At 71.9% G+C, this 4,105-nt stretch carries 5 protein-coding genes; 3 read left to right on the top strand and 2 right to left on the bottom strand.

Going from position 1 to position 4,105, the window contains the following annotated elements:
• On the bottom strand, positions 1 to 323 hold a 323-nt coding region (locus AB0O67_RS36780; RefSeq protein ID WP_365460293.1), incomplete at its 3' end, for a hypothetical protein.
• Between the two features lie 255 nt (positions 324 to 578).
• On the opposite strand from AB0O67_RS36780, the gene AB0O67_RS36775 reads away from it, so the two are divergent.
• Positions 579 to 833 (top strand): hypothetical protein, encoded by a 255-nt coding sequence (locus AB0O67_RS36775; protein ID WP_365460291.1) that lies wholly within the window; start codon positions 579 to 581, stop codon positions 831 to 833.
• A gap of 82 nt (positions 834 to 915) precedes the next feature.
• Here AB0O67_RS36775 and AB0O67_RS36770 read toward each other — a convergent pair whose 3' ends face one another.
• On the bottom strand, positions 916 to 1,452 hold the full coding sequence (locus AB0O67_RS36770; protein WP_365460288.1) for an HNH endonuclease: 537 nt from the start codon (positions 1,450 to 1,452) through the stop codon (positions 916 to 918).
• 366 nt (positions 1,453 to 1,818) lie between these two features.
• Between AB0O67_RS36770 and AB0O67_RS36765 the strand changes: the two genes are divergently transcribed.
• Positions 1,819 to 2,913: a mechanosensitive ion channel family protein gene (locus tag AB0O67_RS36765; protein ID WP_365460285.1), complete on the top strand. Its 1,095-nt coding sequence runs from the start codon at positions 1,819 to 1,821 to the stop codon at positions 2,911 to 2,913.
• Between the two features lie 212 nt (positions 2,914 to 3,125).
• Positions 3,126 to 4,105, top strand: a 980-nt coding sequence (locus tag AB0O67_RS36760; RefSeq protein ID WP_365460282.1) for an ROK family transcriptional regulator, incomplete at its 3' end; no start/stop codon positions are given.

The following is a 4,105-nucleotide window of genomic DNA, read 5'->3' as shown; positions in this document are numbered from 1 at the left end:
GGGGCGGCGAGCGGGGGCTCGCTGGTGAGGGGCTCGGCGTCGGGCAGCGGGGGTTCGCTGGTCAAAGGGGCCTCGGTGCAGGCACCCTCCGCACTGAAGGCGCACACCCGTGCGAGATCGGGACCGGCCGGATCGGCCTTCGCCGGGTCAGGGTCGGCGGGCTGCGTCGCCTGCCGCGGGAACGGCGTGCGTTTGGAGCGGTGCGCGTCCCCGGGCGGAGGGGTGCGTTTGGAGCGGGCGCCCCCATCGGCGCGGGGATTGTCGTCGCGGCGGGGCCTGTCGTCGGAGAGGGCGGACAGCAGAAGGTGTGCCGAAGCGGCCACGGGGTCCTCCTTGTCGGTTCGAGTGGGTCATCGCAGCCCTACCCAGTGAGCGCGAGGCCAGACGCCCCCACGGCCAAGAAGGTTCTTCTCCTCACATTCCGTACGCGCGCTCTCTCCACGTTTCGACAATCGGAACATGACGGCCACCTTCGTTGACACTCCCCGCCGCGAATGATGGGCCCGATCCCTCCCTGACACGGATATGGGAAGAGGCGGCACGAGAGGGGAAGAGCCCGGCGACGGCGAGGAGGGCGTGTGCGGCAGCGGCACGGACGGTGGGCGGTCGCGCCGACGATCGCCGCTCTGACGCTGGCGCCGGCGATGCTGCTGGCGGGGGTCGGCGGCACGGCCTTGGGCGGCGGGTACACCGCACTCGCGGGCAACGGCTCCCTGCCGTGGGCGGCGCTGCTCGTCCCGGCGGGGGTCTACGGCGCGTGCCTGCTGGCGGCCGCCACCTCGCTGCCCCTGCTGCGCCGGTCCGTGCGGCCGGGCGAGCTGAGGTACGCCTAGGGGGCCTTCCTGCCCGCGGGACCGGGGGCATCCCCGGTCCCGTACAGGCACCCTGCACCAGGACATGCAAAAGCCCGGGTCGTCAGGCGGAAATGCCGTCGATCCGGGCCATGGCGTCGTCCGCGCCGTACGGCTGCAAGTACGGCAACCAGCGCGGATCCCTATGGCCGGTCCCGATGATGCGCCAGGCCAGGCCGGTGGGTGGGGCGGGATTGTGGCGCAGCCGCCAGCCGATCTCGCCGAGGTGGCGGTCGGCCTTCACGTGGTTGCAGCGGCGGCAGGAGGCCACCACGTTGTCCCAGACGTGCTTGCCCCCGCGGCTGCGCGGGATGACGTGGTCGACGCTGGTTGCGACGCCACCGCAGTACATGCACCGGCCCCCGTCGCGGGCGAACAGCGCCCTGCGGGTGAGAGGAACGGGCCCCCGATAGGGAACCCGGACGAATCGCTTGAGCCGGACCACGCTGGGTGCGGGGACTGTGACGGTCGCACTGTGCATAAAGGCGCCGGACTCCTCGAGGCATACGGCCTTGTTCTCGAGGACGAGGATGAGCGCGCGGCGGAGCGGTACGACGCCGAGTGGCTCGTACGATGCGTTGAGGACCAGGACATGCGGCACGGATGCCTCCTTGTACGCCGGCGGCGCGTGGCTCGCGCCGGGACGATCTGCAGTCAGTCTCCCCTCATGCCTGGTGAAAGCGCCACCATGTCCCGGTAACGGGCTGGGAGTGTTTTCGACCACATCGGCTTCCTCCCCAGGCTCCCGACCATCTCCTCCCCCCTCCTCGCCGAACTGTTCGCCTCACCTGCTGTTCGTCTGATCTGTACATCCCCCGGGTGACACCGTCTCTCCCCCGAACAGCGCAACGATCCCCACACGATGTCCCGATAGTGTGGTTGCTCCGCCCGACCGGTGACCTGTTCGTGACCTTGGACCTGACCGTCGTACCGGGGGCGGGCCGTTGTTGCACCTGGAGGTCCCCCCGTGTCGTCCTTGCCCGTCCTACTGGCCGTCGGACCGTCACCGTCGCCGACCCCGTCGGAGACGGCACCCTCCGTGCCCACCCTGCAGGACGCCCAGCAGCGCGCGACGAACGCCGCCGGCTGGGTGGAGCAGAACTGGTCGACATGGCTCGCGATCGGCCTGCGGGTGCTGCTGATCGTGGTGATCGCGGCGGTGCTGCGGGTGGCGGTGCGGCGGGCGATCACCAAGCTGATAGACCGCATGAACCGCACCGCCCAGTCCGTGGACGGCACGGCGATCGGCGGCCTGCTGGTGAACGTGGAGCGCCGCCGTCAGCGCTCCCAGGCGATCGGCTCGGTGCTGCGCTCGGTGGCGAGCTTCGTCATCCTCGGCACGGCCGCCCTGATGATCCTTTCCACCTTCCAGATCAATCTGGCGCCGTTGCTGGCCTCCGCGGGTGTGGCGGGCGTGGCGATCGGCTTCGGCGCGCGCAACCTGGTCACGGACTTCCTCTCCGGCGTGTTCATGATCCTTGAGGACCAGTACGGCGTCGGTGACTCGATCGACGCCGGTGTCGCCTCCGGCGAGGTCATCGAGGTCGGCCTGCGCGTCACGAAACTGCGCGGCGACAACGGCGAGATCTGGTACGTCCGCAACGGCGAGGTCAAGCGGGTCGGCAACCTCTCCCAGGGCTGGGCCACGGCCGGCGTGGACGTCACCGTGCGCCCCTCCGAGGACCTCGACCGCGTCAAGGCCGTGCTCGGCGAGGTCGGCGAGGCGATGAGCAAGGAGGACCCCTGGAACGAGATGCTCTGGGGCCCGGTCGAGATCCTCGGTCTGGACAGCGTCCTGCTCGACTCGATGGTCGTGCGCGTCTCCGCCAAGACCATGCCCGGCAAGTCCCTCACGATCGAGCGCGAACTGCGCTGGCGCATCAAGCGCCGCTTCGACCAGGAGGGCATCCGCATCGTCGGCGGACTGCCCCTCCAGCAGGAGGAGGGAGCCGTGGCGGATCCGACGGCGGGCATGGCGGCCCCGTCGGTGTACGCCAACACCACCTCACCGCAGGCGACCGCGGCGTCCCCGATCGCGCCGCCCACGAGCACGACGAAGTAGATCCGCGGCGGCCTTCCGCCGGAGAACCGGCCCCCCTCGCCCGACGCCCCCAGGTAACGACTCCGTTGCCCGGGGGCATTCGCTCTTGACGCCCGGTTCACGGCGGGCCTACGTTCCCCCACAGCAAACAGGAAACCTTCCTAACAGTGGCGGATGGACGTGACGTCCCGGCCGCTGCCAAGCTGAGCGGGCGAAAGGCAGGTGTCGAGCCCATGGCAGGAACCGCGGGTACCCCGGGCACCCCCCGCGTGCTGCGGGCCATGAACGACCGTGCCGCGCTGGACCTGCTCCTGGAGCACGGCCCGCTCTCGCGCACCCGGATCGGCAAGCTCACCGGCCTGTCCAAGCCGACCGCCTCGCAGTTGCTGGCCCGGCTGGAGGCCGCCGGGCTGGTACTGGTGACCGGCACCAGCGAGGGCCGCCCCGGGCCGAACGCCCAGCTCTACGCCGTCAACCCGGCCGCCGCCCACGCCGCCGGCCTCGACGTCACCCCCGAGCGCGTCCTCGCCGCCGTCGCCGACATCACCGGCCGCACGGTCGGCACGTACGAGGTCCCCACCCCCGGCCGACGGCCCCTCCAGCCCGTCGTACGCCAGGTCACCGACGCCCTCGACGGCGCCGTGAAGGCCGCGGGGCTGGCCAGGGCCGACATCCACCGGCTCGTCATCGGCACGCCCGGCGCCTTCGACCCGAACACCGGCCGGCTGCGCTACGCCTCGCACCTGCCGGGCTGGCACTCCCCCACCCTCCTCGACGAACTGGCCGCCGCGCTGCCGATGCCGGTGGAATACGAGAACGACGTCAACCTCGTCGCCGTCGCCGAGCAGCGCCTCGGCGCCGCCCAAGGGCACGCCGACTTCGTGCTGCTGTGGAACGAGGGCGGCCTCGGCGCCGCCCTGGTCCTCGGCGGCCGGCTGCACCGCGGCTGGACGGGCGGTGCCGGCGAGGTCGGCTTCCTGCCCGTCCCGGGCGCACCCCTGGTCCGCCAGGTCACGAAGGCCAACAGCGGCGGCTACCAGGAGCTGGCCGGCTCCCAGGCCCTTCCCGCGCTGGCCCGTGACCTCGGCGTCCCGGACATCCCCTCGGGCCCGTACATCGAGGCCGCCGCCGCACTGCTGGCCGGCGCGGCCGAGCGGTACGACGCCCCGGGGCACGGCACGGACCGGGCCGAGGGCGACACGGGGCGCCGCAC

The organism is Streptomyces sp. NPDC086077 (assembly GCF_040686175.1).
Lineage (GTDB): Bacteria > Actinomycetota > Actinomycetes > Streptomycetales > Streptomycetaceae > Streptomyces.
This window is presented reverse-complemented; position numbering and strand designations above follow the sequence as displayed.